At 66.2% G+C, this 13,267-nt stretch carries 12 protein-coding genes; 10 read left to right on the forward strand and 2 right to left on the reverse strand.

Annotated features, from left to right (window positions below; translation table 11 throughout):
• Positions 1–5 precede the first annotated feature (5 nt).
• The 6 genes from G6N55_RS17205 (at position 6) to G6N55_RS17230 (ending at position 5,568) form a co-directional block, all read left to right on the forward strand.
• The gene (locus G6N55_RS17205) at positions 6–812 is read left to right on the forward strand and encodes an LLM class F420-dependent oxidoreductase (RefSeq protein ID WP_085222169.1); all 807 of its coding nucleotides are present in this window, start codon (positions 6–8) and stop codon (positions 810–812) included.
• Positions 813–932: 120 nt separating this feature from the next.
• Entirely contained in the window at positions 933–1,673 is a 741-nt protein-coding gene (locus tag G6N55_RS17210; protein ID WP_085222168.1) for a GntR family transcriptional regulator, read from the forward strand.
• A 49-nt stretch (positions 1,674–1,722) separates the two neighbouring features.
• Entirely contained in the window at positions 1,723–3,531 is a 1,809-nt protein-coding gene (locus G6N55_RS17215) for an ABC transporter substrate-binding protein/permease (protein WP_085222955.1), read from the forward strand.
• Positions 3,528–4,277 carry an amino acid ABC transporter ATP-binding protein gene (locus G6N55_RS17220; protein WP_085222167.1) on the forward strand — a complete coding sequence of 250 codons (750 nt, stop codon included), beginning with the start codon at positions 3,528–3,530 and terminating at the stop codon, positions 4,275–4,277. The genes G6N55_RS17215 and G6N55_RS17220 overlap by 4 nt, the downstream gene beginning before the upstream one ends.
• A 64-nt stretch (positions 4,278–4,341) precedes the next feature.
• Positions 4,342–4,848: a MarR family winged helix-turn-helix transcriptional regulator gene (locus G6N55_RS17225; protein ID WP_085222166.1), complete on the forward strand. Its 507-nt coding sequence runs from the start codon at positions 4,342–4,344 to the stop codon at positions 4,846–4,848.
• Between the two features lie 48 nt (positions 4,849–4,896).
• Positions 4,897–5,568, forward strand: coding sequence for an SDR family oxidoreductase (locus tag G6N55_RS17230; RefSeq protein ID WP_085222165.1), 672 nt, complete (start codon positions 4,897–4,899; stop codon positions 5,566–5,568).
• Positions 5,569–5,575: 7 nt separating this feature from the next.
• On the opposite strand, the gene leuS is transcribed toward G6N55_RS17230, so the two are convergent.
• Positions 5,576–8,482, reverse strand: a complete 2,907-nt coding sequence (gene leuS / locus G6N55_RS17235; RefSeq protein ID WP_085222164.1) for a leucine--tRNA ligase — start codon at positions 8,480–8,482, stop codon at positions 5,576–5,578.
• A gap of 188 nt (positions 8,483–8,670) precedes the next feature.
• On the opposite strand from leuS, the gene G6N55_RS17240 reads away from it, so the two are divergent.
• The 3 genes from G6N55_RS17240 to G6N55_RS17250 all read left to right on the forward strand — a co-directional run bounded on the left by G6N55_RS17240 (position 8,671) and on the right by G6N55_RS17250 (position 11,227).
• A complete protein-coding gene (locus G6N55_RS17240) occupies positions 8,671–9,771 on the forward strand; it encodes an LpqN/LpqT family lipoprotein (protein WP_085222163.1) in 1,101 nt (366 codons plus the stop codon).
• A 68-nt stretch (positions 9,772–9,839) separates the two neighbouring features.
• Positions 9,840–10,184: a hypothetical protein gene (locus G6N55_RS17245; protein WP_085222162.1), complete on the forward strand. Its 345-nt coding sequence runs from the start codon at positions 9,840–9,842 to the stop codon at positions 10,182–10,184.
• A gap of 38 nt (positions 10,185–10,222) precedes the next feature.
• Positions 10,223–11,227 carry a bile acid:sodium symporter family protein gene (locus G6N55_RS17250; RefSeq protein WP_085222161.1) on the forward strand — a complete coding sequence of 335 codons (1,005 nt, stop codon included), beginning with the start codon at positions 10,223–10,225 and terminating at the stop codon, positions 11,225–11,227.
• On the opposite strand, the gene G6N55_RS17255 is transcribed toward G6N55_RS17250, so the two are convergent.
• Positions 11,224–11,832 carry a YqgE/AlgH family protein gene (locus tag G6N55_RS17255; protein ID WP_139826882.1) on the reverse strand — a complete coding sequence of 203 codons (609 nt, stop codon included), beginning with the start codon at positions 11,830–11,832 and terminating at the stop codon, positions 11,224–11,226. The two genes, G6N55_RS17250 and G6N55_RS17255, sit on opposite strands and share 4 nt — an antisense overlap.
• A 140-nt stretch (positions 11,833–11,972) precedes the next feature.
• Here G6N55_RS17255 and G6N55_RS17260 point away from each other — a divergent pair, with 140 nt between their 5' ends.
• Positions 11,973–13,259 carry an MFS transporter gene (locus G6N55_RS17260; RefSeq protein WP_085222954.1) on the forward strand — a complete coding sequence of 429 codons (1,287 nt, stop codon included), beginning with the start codon at positions 11,973–11,975 and terminating at the stop codon, positions 13,257–13,259.
• Positions 13,260–13,267 lie beyond the last annotated feature (8 nt).

The raw sequence follows: 13,267 nt of genomic DNA on the forward strand, positions 1-13,267 counted from the left end.
GAGGCATGACCCATCCCGTTCGCATCGGTGTCCAACTGCAGCCTCAGCACGCCCCTGAGTACCGCCACATCCGCGACGCGGTGCGCCGCTGCGAGGACATCGGGGTCGACGTCGCATTCACCTGGGACCATTTCTTTCCGCTCTATGGTGATCCCGACGGCGCGCATTTCGAATGCTGGACCGTGCTGGCGGCCTGGGCCGAACAGACTTCGCGCATTGAGTTCGGCGCGCTGGTGACATGCAACTCGTATCGCAATCCGGAGTTACTGGCCGATATGGCGCGCACCGTCGATCACATTTCCGAGGGCCGGCTGATCCTGGGCATCGGATCCGGTTGGAAAGAAAAGGACTACGACGAGTACGGCTACGAATTCGGCACCGCGGGCACCCGCCTCGACGACCTGGCCGCGGCATTCCCCCGGATCACGGCGCGGCTGGCCAAGCTGAACCCCGCACCGACCCGCGACATCCCGATCCTGATCGGCGGCAAGGGTCCGCGAAAGACCTTGCGGCTGGTTGCCGAGTACGGCGATATCTGGCACGGCTTCACCACCGTCGACACCTACCCCGCGGCGGCGGCCGTGCTGGATGAACATTGCGCCGCCGTCGGGCGCGACCCGTCCACCATCGAGAGGTCGGCCGGTGTCGAGGACAACAGCGGAGTTCGCCGCGGCGAGGGCATCGCCGGGTTGATCGCCAACGCCGAGGGACTTACCGCGTTGGGGGTGACGCTGCTGACGGTCGGTGTCAACGGGCCCGATTACGACCTCAGCGCGGCCGAGGCATTGTGCCGCTGGCGCGACAGCCGATAGGCCGTCACTTCGGGTTCGCCGTCAATTCATCCGGCAAATACCTTAACGAATCCGCAAATACATGAGAAACTTTCCACCGCTGATCGCTGGTGCGGAGCTGAACAGACGTGAAAGAGACTCATGCCGAAGAAATATGGGGTCAAAGAGAAGGACCACGTTGTCAACCACATCCTCAACCTGGTTCTGACGGGGAAGCTGCGCAGCGGCGACCGGGTCGACCGCAACGAGATCGCAGTCGGCTTGGGCGTGAGTCGCGTCCCGATCCAAGAGGCCCTGATCCAACTCGAGCACGACGGCGTCGTGTCGACCCGCTATCACCGGGGCGCGTTCGTCGAACGGTTCGACGAAGCCAGCGTGCTCGAGCATTACGAGCTTGACGGCATGCTCAACGGCATCGCCTCGGCGCGCGCCGCACGCAACCCCACGCCGCGGATCCTCGGGCAGCTCGACGCGCTGATGCGCGCGCTGCGCACCGCGAAGGATTCCCGGGTCTTCGCCGGACTCGCCGCGGAATACCGGCGCACCGTCAACGACGAGTACGCCGGGCCACGACTGCACGCCACCATCCGCGCCTCGCAGGACCTCATCCCCCGCGCGTTCTGGATGAGCTACCAGAACAATCGCGACGACGTGCTGCCCTACTACGAGGACGAAACGTCGGCAATCCACCGGCTCGACCCGGATGCCGCGCGGGCGGCGTGCGTCGGCCGCGCCTACCTGATGGCGCAGACCATGTTGGCCGAACTGTTCCGGCGCAGGGTTTTTGCGGCACCTGACGACGCCCGCCAGGTTGATTCCGACCCGCTTCCGATACTGGCGGGGTCCGAGGCCATCTGCACACAGACGTCGATGGCGGTCTAAATCGGCTCTCGCCGTGACGAGTTGCCACCCGGTCGATACGGTGACGGTGATGAACTCGTGCGAAGGCCCGCGCGCGAAGCGCGGAGCCAAGCTGTTCGGACTAGCCGCCACGATTTTGATCGTGTGCGGCCTGGTGCTGGCCGGACCCGCGTTCGCCGACAGGAATCAGTGCGCGCCGGGCGGGGTGGGTAGCGCGCGACCGTTGCCCAAGGACCTCACCACCGTCGAGGGCGGCGTCGGTCGCGACGAAGGCAACACGACCGCGACGGTCGAATCGCTCAATGCGATAGATCCCGGCGCGCTGGGCTTGAGTGCGCCGGGCGTTCTGACCGTCGGCACCCTGTCGGATGCGCCGCCATCGGTCTGCGTCGATTCGACAGGCGTATTCACCGGTTTCGACAATCAACTGCTGCGCGCGATCGCGAAAAAGATCGGCCTGCAAATCCGCTTTGTCAGTACGGATTTCTCCGCTCTGCTGGCCCAGGTAGCATCCCGGCGCTTCGATGTCGGTTCGGCCTCGGTACAAGCCACCGCCGCGCGGCGTCGCACCGTCGGGTTTACCAACGGCTACGACTTCGGCTACTACGCGCTCGTGGTGCCGCCCGGATCACCGATCAAGAGCTTCAGCGATCTGGCCGAGGGGCAGCGAATCGGTGTCGTCCAGGGCACCGTCGAAGAGCACTACGTCGTCGACACGCTGCGTCTGCAACCGGTCAAGTACCCCGGCTTCGCCACCGTCTACGGCAGCCTCAAGACACACCAGATCGATGCCTGGGTGGCGCCGGCCGCGCTGGCATCGAATCTGATGAAGCCGGGCGATCCCGCGATGGTGGTTGCGAACGCCTTCACGCCGGGTCACTTCGTCGCCTATCCGGTGGCCAACGAGAATTTGCCGCTGATCAATGCGCTCAACGCCGGGCTGGACGCCGTGATCGCCGACGGCACCTGGGCGCAGCTGTATTCCGAGTGGGTCCCGCGACCGCTGCCACCGGGCTGGAAACCCGGATCGAAAGCCGCCCCGACACCACACCTGCCGGACTTCGCCGCGATCGCTGCGAGCCTGCACAAGCCCGCGGGCCCGGTCACGCCGAAATCCACTCTCGCGCAATTGCGCGACCAATTCTTGGACTGGGATCTCTACAAGCAGGCCATCCCCATTCTGCTCGAGACGGGACTGCCCAACACGTTGATCCTGACCAACAGCGCCCTGGTCATCGGGCTGGTGCTCGGCATGGTGCTGGCCATGGCGAGCATGTCCAATTCCTGGTGGCTGCGCTGGCCGGCGCGGGTCTATACCGATATCTTCCGTGGCCTTCCCGAAGTGGTGATCATCCTCATCATCGGGATGGGCATCGGGCCGCTCGTGGGCGGGCTGACCAACAACGATCCCTACCCGTTGGGCATCGCCGCACTGGGGTTGATGGCCGCCGCCTACATCGGCGAGATTCTGCGCTCCGGAATCCAGAGCATCGACTCCGGCCAGCTGGAAGCCTCGCGCGCACTGGGATTCAGTTATCCGGCCGCGATGCGGCTGGTGGTGGTGCCGCAGGGCATCCGGCGCGTATTGCCCGCACTGGTCAATCAGGCCATCGCGTTGTTGAAGGGCTCCGCGCTGGTGTACTTCCTGGGCCTGGTCGCCCAGCAACGCGAGCTGTTCCAGGTGGGGCGGGACCTCAACGCGCAGACCGGCAACTTGTCGCCGCTGGTGGCCGCCGGCCTCTTCTACCTGTTGTTGACTGTTCCGTTAACACATTTGGTGAACTACATCGACACACGGCTGCGCAGCGGCAGCTCTGCCGACGATTCCGATGAACCTTCGGCGATGTTCACCTCCACCGTCGGCCAGGGCATGATATGACCGACGACACCGCGGGCCGGGCGTCAGTCTCCCTGGAAGCCAGGGACATTCACAAAACCCTCGGTGGCACGAAGGTGCTGCGCGGCGTCACGTTCGAAGCCCCCGCGGGTACGACGGTAGCCGTGATCGGACCGTCCGGCTCGGGCAAGTCGACGCTGCTGCGCGCCCTCAATCGTCTTCACGAACCCGACAAAGGCGACATCCTGCTCGACGGGAAGTCGGTGCTGGACGACGATCCCGACGAACTCCGCCAGCGCATCGGCATGGTGTTCCAGCATTACTACCTGTTCCCGCATCTGAGCATCCTCAAGAACGTGGCGCTGGGCCCGCGCAAGTTGCGCGGCCTGTCCACGGACGCGGCCAAAGAACTCGCGCTTACCCAGCTGGAGCGAGTTGGCCTGAAGCACAAGGCCGGTGCCCGCCCCGGCATGCTCTCCGGCGGCCAGCAGCAACGCGTTGCGATCGCCCGCGCGCTGGCGATGGCGCCGCAGGTGATGTTCTTCGACGAGGCGACGTCCGCGCTGGATCCGGAGATGGTCAAGGGAGCTCTACAGCTCATCGCCGACCTCGGGGCCGACGGTATGACGATGATTGTGGTCACGCACGAAATGGGTTTCGCCCGCTCGACGTCGGACACCGTGGTGTTCATGGACCAGGGCAAGGTCGTGGAATCCGGGCCACCAGAGCAGATATTCGAAGCGGCCAAGACCGAGCGGCTGCAGCGATTCCTGTCCCAAGTGCTTTGACGGGCTAAAAATAGTCGTCGTAGCTACCTTGTACGCCACCGATATCGGGTTAGACTGCCGACTTATGGCGGACAGCGAATCCACCGCAGCCGAGGTGACGGAGCTTGCGGAAGGCTTGCACCGCGCGCTGTCCAAGCTGTTTTCGATACTGCGCCGCGGTGACCCCAGCGGAGTAGTCGCGGGCGAATTGACCTTGGCGCAGTTGTCGATCCTGGTCACCCTGCTCGATCAAGGACCGATCCGGATGACGGATCTGGCCGCGCACGAACGGGTGCGGACCCCTACCACGACCGTGGCCATCCGCCGGCTGGAGAAGATCGGATTGGTGAAGCGCTCTCGCGACCCGTCCGACCTGCGGGCGGTGCTTGTCGATATCACGCCGCGCGGCCGCGCGGTCCATGCCGAGTCGTTGGCCAACCGGCACGCGGCCCTCGCGGCGATGCTCAGCCAACTCCCCGAGGCCGACCTGAACATGCTGACCAGTGCGCTGGCCTCACTGGAGCGCCTGGCCTCGGGCGAGCCGACATCGGGCCCCGCCGGAGGAGAATCGCCCGCACGCAAGCGTGCGTGAAAGTACCTCTTTTCCAACAGCATTGGCGATGTCCGTAGACTGAGCGCCATGCCAACCGCTCTCATCACCGGTGCCGGCGGCGGTATCGGCTCCGCCATCGCCACGGCGCTGGCCCCGACGCACACGCTGCTGCTGGCCGGTCGTCCGTCGGCCCGGCTCGACGCCGTCGCGCAGCGACTCGGCGCCACCACCTTCCCACTGGACTTGACCGACATCGACGAGATCGAGGCCAGCTGCGAAATCGTCGACGAGCTCGACGTGCTGGTACACAACGCGGGGGTGTTCGTTCCGGGCCGGGTCGCCGAGTCTCATGTCGACGAATGGCGTGCCACCTTCAGCGTGAATGTCTTTGGGGCGGTGGCCCTTACGCTGGAGCTGTTGCCCGCCCTGCGCAGCGCCCGTGGTCAGGTGGTGTTCATCAACTCCGGGGCGGGACGTACGGTTGCACCGAGGATGGCGTCCTATTCGGCCAGCAAATTCGCATTGCGCGCCTTCGCCGACTCGCTGCGCGCCGACGAGCCGGGCCTGCGAGTCACCACGATATTTCCGGGCCGCACCGACACCGAGATGCAGCGCGACCTCGTCGCGTTCGAGGGCGGTGAGTATGACGCCGCCAACTTCTTGCGACCCGAAACTGTCGCGGCGGCGGTCGCTCACGCAGTGGCCACTCCGCGCGACGGGCACGTCCACGAGGTGGTGCTGCGGCCGGGCCGGGGCTAGCAGGATTTCAGACGACCAGGTTCACCAGCCGGCCGGCAACCACGATCACCTTGCGAGGGGTGGCTCCGGCCAAGAATGCCTGGACCTTTTCATCGCCGAGGGCAGCGGCTTTCAGGGTGTCCTCGTCGGCGTTGGCGGCCACCACCACGCGTCCGCGCACCTTGCCGTTGACCTGCACCGGGTACTCGACGGTGTCGTCGACAAGATAGGCGGGGTCGGCTTCCGGGAACGGGCCGTGTGCCAACGACGTGGTGTGCCCCAATCGCGACCACAACTCCTCGGCCAGGTGCGGGGCCAGCGGTGCCAGCATCAGCACCAACGGCTCGATCGCGGCGCGGGGTACCGCGGCGCGATACTCCTTGGTGAGGTGGTTGGTGTACTCGATCAGCTTGGCCGCCGCGGTGTTATTCCGCAGGGCCGCATAGTCTTCCGCTACACCCTCGATGGTGCGGTGCAGTACGCGCAGGGTTTCGGTGTCCAGCTGCTCCTGGCCGTCGGCCACGCGGGATTCGCCGGTGCTCTCGTCGACCACCAGCCGCCAGACTCGCTGCAAGAAGCGTTGCGCGCCGATGACGTCCTTGGTCGCCCACGGCCGGGACGCCTCCAGCGGGCCCATCGACATCTCGTACACCCGCAGGGTGTCCGCTCCGTATTCGTCGCAGATCGTGTCGGGTGAAATCGAATTCTTCAGGCTCTTACCGATTTTGCCGAACTCCTGAAAGACTTCGATCTCGCCGTCGGGTCCCGGGTAGAAGAACTTGTCGCCGCGTTCGATCACCTCGTCGGCCGCGACGTACGACCCGCGGGAATCGGTGTAGGCGAACGCCTGAATGTAGCCCTGATTGACCAGCCGGCGGAATGGCTCCGACGAGGTGACGTGACCCAGGTCGTAGAGCACCTTGTGCCAGAACCTGACATACAACAGGTGCAGCACCGCGTGCTCAGCACCCCCGACGTACAAGTCGACGCCGCCGGGATCCTGCGGACCGTGCTCGGCCGGCCGCGGACCCATCCAGTACGCCTCGTTCTCCTTGGCGCAGAACCGTTCTGAGTTATGCGGATCGGTGTAGCGCAGCTCGTACCACGAGCTGCCGGCCCACTGCGGCATCACATTGGTGTCGCGGCTGTAGGGCTTCAGGCCGTCGCCCAGGTCCAGCTCGACGTGCACCCAATCGGTTGCCTTGCCCAGCGGCGGCGACGGTTCGCTGTCCGCGTCGTCCGGATCGAACAGCACCGGCGAGTAGTCCGCGATGTCGGGAAGCTCCACCGGGAGCGCGGCCTCGTTCAGCGCGTGCGGGCGGCCGTCGCTGTCGAAGACGATGGGGAAGGGTTCGCCCCAGTACCGCTGGCGCGCGAAAAGCCAGTCACGCAGCTTGAATTCGATCCGCGCGCGGCCGCGGCCCTCGGACTCCAGGCGGGCGGTGATGGCATCCTTGGCCGCCGCGACATCCATTCCGTCGAGGTAACCGGAGTTCACCAGCACGCCGTCGCCTGTGTACGCGGATTCCGAAATATCGCCACCGGCAATGACTTCCACTATCGGCAGGTGAAACGCGCTGGCAAAGTCCCAGTCCCGCTGGTCGTGGCCCGGCACCGCCATGATGGCCCCGGTGCCGTATCCCACCAGTACGTAGTCGGCGATGAACATCGGCACCGGTTTACCGTTGGCCGGATTCGTCGCGTAGCTGCCCAGGAAGACTCCGGTCTTCTCCTTGCTCTCCTGGCGCTCGAGGTCAGACTTCGCGCCGATCGCGCGCCGGTAGGCCGCTACGGCTTCCGCGGGTGTGGTGGCGCCGTAGGTCCAACTGGAGTCGACGCCGTCCGGCCAGGCGTCGGCAACGAGGTCGTCCACCAGGTCGTGCTCGGGAGCCAGCACCAGATAGGTTGCGCCGAACAAGGTGTCCGGGCGCGTGGTGAACACATCGATGTCGACGATGTCGCCGCGCGCCGTCGTCGCCGAAAACAATGCCTCGGCGCCGGTGGAACGGCCAATCCAGTTGCGCTGCATGGCCTTGATCTTGTCCGGCCAGTCCAGCAGGTCCAGGTCGTCGAGCAGCCGGTCGGAGTACGCGGTGATACGCATCATCCACTGCCGCAACCGTTTCCGGAACACCGGGAAGTTGCCGCGGTCGCTGCGGCCGTCGGAGGTGACCTCTTCGTTGGCCAGCACCGTGCCCAGGCCCGGGCACCAATTCACCATCGAGTCGGCCCGGTACACCAGCCGGTGGCCGTCGATCACGTCGGCGCGCTCCCCCGCCGACAATGTCGCCCAGTCCCGGCCATCGTCGAGACGACGGGCACCGGAATCGAATTCGGCGATCAACTCGGCGATCGGACGCGCCTTGGCGGCCCTGGTGTCGAACCACGCGTTGTAGATCTGCAGGAAGATCCATTGCGTCCACTTGTAGAACTCGACGTCAGTGGTCGAGAACGAACGCCGACTGTCGTGTCCGAGGCCGAGCCGGCCCAGCTGCCGGCGGAAGTTGACGATGTTGGCCTCGGTCCGGGTGCGCGGATGGGTGCCGGTTTGCATCGCGTATTGCTCAGCGGGCAGCCCAAAAGCATCAAAACCCAAGGCGTGCAGGACATTACGACCCGTCATCCGGAAGTAGCGGGCGTATACGTCGGTCGCGATGTAGCCCAAGGGGTGTCCGACGTGCAGCCCGTCACCCGATGGGTACGGGAACATGTCCTGCACGAACAATTTGTCGTCGGGCACCGGTACGCCGTCCGTCGGCGCCAGCGACCCCACCGGGTTGGGCACATTGAACGTCCCCAGCCGCGCCCAGTTGTCCTGCCAGGTGGCCTCAATACGCCCGGCCAGCTCCGCGGTGTAACGGAATGGCGGCGCGTCGGACTCGGTCGGAGCACCCGCAGAGTTGCTCCGAGACGAGGCGGTCGGCGATTGGGTCACGTGAACAGCGTATAAGGACGGTCTGGACGGGCGTGTCGGCCACAGGTTGATAAAGGTTGCGTTGCGCGGAGATCAGAGGTTCATCCCAGCTCTGTTTCGGCCCTGTCCAGCGCGTTTGACCTCTGGTTACAGTCACCCTCTATACGACGGATGCTGGTGGACCAGCCATTCCGGAAGGACCGACAGAGATGACTCAGATCGCCGCCCCCGGGCGTGTAATCGCCGGCGGTTTCGCCGCCAGTGTGATCGGGTTCGCCCTTTTTTCGGGTGCCACGGCTTCGGCCGATCCTCTGGTTCCGGTGCCACCGGGTCCGATCGTGCCGGTGCCCGCGCAGCAGTACATCCCTGCGGCCCCCGGTACGGCCAACAGCAACCGGTTCGTCCCCACCCCGCCGGCGGCGAATCCGTTCGCACCGCCGAGCCTCGCCTCCGCTCCCGCAGCGCCCAACAACATCGCGGCTCCGGCCGCGACGCCCAACGCCGCCGTGGTCGCGCCGGCACAGCCGACCGTGACCCCCGCGGCCTCCGGAACGCTGCGCGACTACTTCCAATCGAAGGGCGTCAAGCTCGAACCCCAGAAGCCGCAGGGATTCAAGCCGCTCGACATCACGCTGCCGGTGCCGCCGCGCTGGACCCAGGTGCCCGATCCCAATGTTCCGGATGCGTTCGCGGTGATCGCCGACCGGCAAGGCAGCAGTGTCTACACGTCAAACGCGCAGGTCGTGGTCTACAAGCTGGTCGGAACCTTCGATCCCCGAGAAGCCATCTCGCACGGCTACGTCGACAGCCAGAAACTGCTTGCCTGGCAGTCCACGAACGCCTCGATGGCTGACTTCGACGGTTTCCCGTCGTCGGTCATCGAGGGCACCTACCGCGAGGGCGATATGACGCTGAACACCTCGCGCCGCCACGTCCTTGCCACCTCGGGCCACGACACCTACCTGGTGTCGCTCTCGGTGACTACCGACCGGGCCGTGGCAGTCGCAGACGCTCCCGCCACCGACGCCATCATCAACGGGTTCCGGGTGGCCGCTCCCGGCGCCGCCGCCCCGGCCCCCGCCGCACCCGCGCCGAGCGCCGCACCCGCGCCGAGCGCCGCACCCGCCGCGGTTCCGGCCCAGGCGCCTGCCGTCGCACCCGTCCAGCCGCCCGTCGCCGCACCTACCCAGGTTCCCGCGCAGCTGGGCGTGCCCAACCAGCTGCCCTCCCCGCAGCCCGCGCCCAACCTCTTGGCCCTCGTACCTGGGCTTCCGCCCCTGCCGAACTTCAGCAGCCTCGGCTCGCGCTAATTCGGCGCCGACACAAGGGGTGTGGAGCCCGGCGCGCGCATCCGCGATCGGCCTCGTATTGTGAGGCCATGCTGATCGCTGGGGTGGTGTGCGTCTGTGCGGCGGTGGCTTCCGCCGGGTTCGGAGCCTGGTCGCTCTCTCACAACCACGCAGTCGCCGGTACTCAACTGGCGCTGCGCGCCATGGCGCCGACACAGTTGGCGGCCGCGGTAATGCTGGCCGCAGGCGGTGTGGTGGCGCTGGCCGCCTCCGCGCACACCGCGTTCGTGGTGCTGATCGTCTGCGTGGCCGGCGCCCTCGGCACGCTGGCCGCCGGCTCGTGGCAGAGTGCACGCTTCGCGCTGCGCCAAGAAGCAGCGGCGGCACCCAGTTGTGCCGGCGAGTGCAGCGCCTGCACACAGTCCTGCCACTGACGAAACCCCACCGACGCGACGTCGTGCGATAGGCCACCATGCTGAGGCGCTTGTCGACGATCCTCGATCTGTTTCTGCTGGCTTTGGCGACAACCGTCGCTATTGCCTCCCTCTTCCCCGCCCACGGCGACGCCGCCAAGGTCGCGTCGGTCGCCGCGGAATCCGCGATCGCGCTGCTGTTCTTCTTGTACGGAGCCCGGCTCTCGCCTCAGCAGGCCTGGCACGGCGTCCGGCAATGGCGGTTGCACCTGCTGGTACTGGCCACGACGTTCCTGTTCTTCCCGCTGCTGGGGCTGGCCGCCCGGGCGTTGGTGCCCTCGATCCTGACGACCGATCTCTACAACGGCGTGCTGTTCCTCTGCCTGGTCCCGTCGACCGTGCAGTCGTCCATCGCATTCACTTCGATTGCGCGGGGCCATGTTTCCGCCGCCATCGTCAGTGCCTCCTTGTCGAACATCCTCGGCATCGTGCTGACCCCACTGCTGGTGGTGGTGCTGATGAACACCAGCGGCGCCGTCCACGTGGACGGCACTTCGATCCGCGACATCGTGGTGCAGCTCTTGCTGCCCTTCGGCGCCGGCCAGCTGGCGAGGCCATGGATCGCCGGGTTCGTCAGCCGCTATGCGGCGGTGCTCAAGGTCGTCGACCGGGGGTCCATCCTGCTGGTCGTGTACACGGCCTTTTCGATGGGCGTGGTGGAGGGCATCTGGGTCAGCGTCGACATCTGGCAATTGATCCTCGTCGGCCTGGTCGCGACGGGACTGCTGGCCATCGTGCTGGTCGCCACGACGGCGACCGGCCGGCTGGCCAGTCTGGACCGCGGCGATGCGATCGTGCTGCTGTTCTGCGGTTCGAAGAAGAGCCTCGCGTCCGGGCTGCCGATGGCGCTGGTGTTTTTCCCCAACAACATCGTCGGCCTGACCATGTTGCCGCTGATGATCTTCCACCAGATTCAGCTGGTGGTGTGCGCGGTGATCGCCAGCCGGCTGGCGCGTGAGGCGGACGAAACGTCGGCGCCGGCGCAGGTGGGGGAGGAGGCCTAGTTTCGGCTGACGTCGATCGGGTGGGTGGCCAACAGCGACAGCGGCAGCGGCTGCCGGCGCAGGACCTGCCCCCACAGGTCCTCCTTCGCTCCGACGAGAACGTCAGATGGCAATGCGGACAACACAATCCAGTCGTCGCGCTCGATCTCGCCTTCGAGCTGACCGATGGTCCAGCCCGAGTAGCCCGCGTAGATCCGGACACCCTCGATCAATGGCGCGATCAGATCGGGCTCGGCGTCGAGGTCGACCATTACGATGCGCCCCGCGACATGCCGCAAACCGGGTACACCCTGCGGGTCGGCGCCGATCCGCAACGCGGCCAGGCACAGGGCAGCGTCGCGCTTCACCGGCCCACCGATGAACATCGTCTTCGGCTTGGCGGCGAGTTTGGCCCACTGCGGCAACACGTTGTAGACCGCGGTCTCGCTGGAGCGGTTGAGCACCACGCCCAGCGTGCCGCCGTCGTTGTGCTCGACGATGTAAATGACGCTGCGCCGAAACGTCGGTTCCAGCAGGTCGGTATTGGCAAGCAGCAAAGTACCCGCACGCACCCGCTGGGCAGCGGGTGCGATGTAGTCTTCGGGATCCTCGGGCGGCGGCATCAGTCCATCATCGCACTCCCGTAGCATCGCTCGGCACAAACAAACGCCGCCCGTAAGTATTTGTACTGTTATTACTGCGACGTCGAGTGCGACGATCTTTGTCCAGCCCAATCGTGGAAGTCGGTCCTGTGTTCCAAACCCGGATGCCCTCGCGTGCACCCGTCGAACTCTGGCAATCGGTGCGCGCAATGCCCGATCTGCGGCGGGTGATTGCGGTGCGCATGGCGAGTCAATTCGGTGATGGGCTTTTCCAGGCGACGGTGGCCGGCGCGCTGCTGTTCAATCCGGACCGGGCCGCCGACCCGTTGTCGATCGCGTTCGCATTCGCGGTGCTGTTCTTGCCCTATTCGCTGCTGGGACCGTTCGCCGGGGCCCTGATGGACCGCTGGGACCGACGCTGGGTACTGGTGGGCGCCAACCTGTGCCGCCTGCTGCTGATCCTGGTGATCGGCACGATTCTCGCGGTGCGCGCCGGGGAGATGTCGCTGCTGCTGGGGGCATTGCTCTTCAACGGCTTTTCACGATTCGTGGCCTCGGGACTGTCGGCGTCACTGCCGCACGTGGTGCCGCGCGAAAAGGTGGTGACGATGAACTCGGTCGCCACCGCCTCGGGCGCCATCGCGGCCTTCTTCGGCGCCAACTTCATGCTGATCCCTCGCTATTTCGTGGGCGGTAGCGATCGGGGAGCGTCCATCATCATCTTGATGGCCGTGATTCCGGTGTTGGTCGCGTTGCTGCTGTCGCTGCGGTTCGGACCCCGGGTGCTCGGGCCGGACGACACCAAGCGGGCGATCCACGGATCGGTTGTCTATGCGGTGATCACCGGGTGGTTGCACGGCGCGCGCACCGTGGTGTCCACGCCGACGGTCGCCGCGGCCCTGTCCGGCTTGGCGTCGCACCGGATGGTGGTGGGCATCAACTCGCTGGTGATCCTGTTGCTGGCGCACCACACGAAAAGCCCCGCGTTCGGCGGCCTGGGGATCGCGCTGGTGTTCTTCGCCGCCTCGGGGCTCGGCTCATTCCTGGCCACCCTGTTGACCCCTCCGGCGGTGCGCCGCTGGGGGCGCTACGCAGCGGCAAACGGTGCGTTGGCGGCGGCCGCGCTGATCGAGTTGGCCGGGGTGGGACTGACGCTGCCGGTCATGGTGGGGTGCAGCTTCTTCCTCGGGGTGACCGGCCAGATGATCAAGCTGTGCGCCGACTCCGCGATGCAGATGGACGTCGACGACGCGCTGCGCGGCCACGTGTTCGCGGTGCAGGATGCGCTGTTCTGGGTTTCGTTCATCGTCTCGATCACGGTGGCCGCGGTGTTGATCCCACCCGACGGGCACGCGCCGACGTTCGTGCTGTTCGGGTCGGCGATCTACCTGGCCGGGCTCGCCATACACAGTGTCGTCGGCCGGCGCGGTCAGCCGACTACCATTCGCTAGGAGGTCAA

The sequence above is a fragment of the Mycobacterium florentinum genome (assembly GCF_010730355.1).
Classification (GTDB): domain Bacteria; phylum Actinomycetota; class Actinomycetes; order Mycobacteriales; family Mycobacteriaceae; genus Mycobacterium; species Mycobacterium florentinum.